Origin of the sequence: Paenibacillus sp. ATY16, from assembly GCF_003399985.2 — a bacterium.
In the GTDB taxonomy this organism is placed as follows: domain Bacteria; phylum Bacillota; class Bacilli; order Paenibacillales; family Paenibacillaceae; genus Pristimantibacillus; species Pristimantibacillus glycanilyticus.
Genome location: NZ_NMOK02000060.1, coordinates 1 through 713, shown reverse-complemented (window position 1 = coordinate 713; position 713 = coordinate 1). Strand labels below are relative to the sequence as shown.

The window sequence follows — 713 nt, the reverse complement described above, 5'->3', positions numbered from 1 at the left end:
CAGTTTCTCAAGGAAGAAAACTACATCAAGCTTGAGCACTACTTCTTGGATGGAACGAAGATTGAAGCGAATGCCAATCGTTACACCTTTGTCTGGGGTAAGGCTGTCGTCAAACAGAAGATGAAGCTGCAAGAAAAGGTGCAGACCTTGTTCGCTGCCATTGAAGAGGCAGAGAAACAGGAAGATCAGGCGCTGAATAACTTGGACCTTCCTGAACTCGGAGAGGCTTCCGCCATCACGAGTGAAAAGCTGGAGCAGGCTGTTCAACGGCTTGAAAGCAAGCTTCAAGAAAAGCCTAAGGACAAACCTTTAAAGAAAGCAGTGCGCCTTGTTCGGAAAGATCTTCTTCCTCGCCTGCAAAAATATGAAGGGCAGCAGGAAACACTCGGCAGCCGAAACAGCTTCAGCAAAACCGACACGGATGCGACGTTCATGCGCATGAAGGAAAACCACATGCGCAATGGTCAGTTGAAGCCAGGATATAACGTGCAGATTGGAACCGAAGATCAATTCATTCTCAGTTACAGCATCCATCAGCGTCCAACAGATACGCGTTGTCTCAAACCGCACCTGGACAAAGTGAAAGCCTCACTTGGCCAGTTGCCGGGAACTGTCATCGCAGATGCAGGATATGGCAGCGAAGAAAACTATGCTTATCTAGAGTCCGAAGAACAACGAGCGCTTGTAAAGTACAATACCTATCACAAAGAAAA

At 47.5% G+C, this 713-nt stretch carries 1 protein-coding gene; it reads left to right on the top strand.

Annotated features, from left to right (window positions below; all coding sequences use genetic code 11):
• On the top strand, positions 1 to 713 hold a 713-nt coding region (locus CFI03_RS30925; protein ID WP_248762954.1), incomplete at both ends, for a transposase.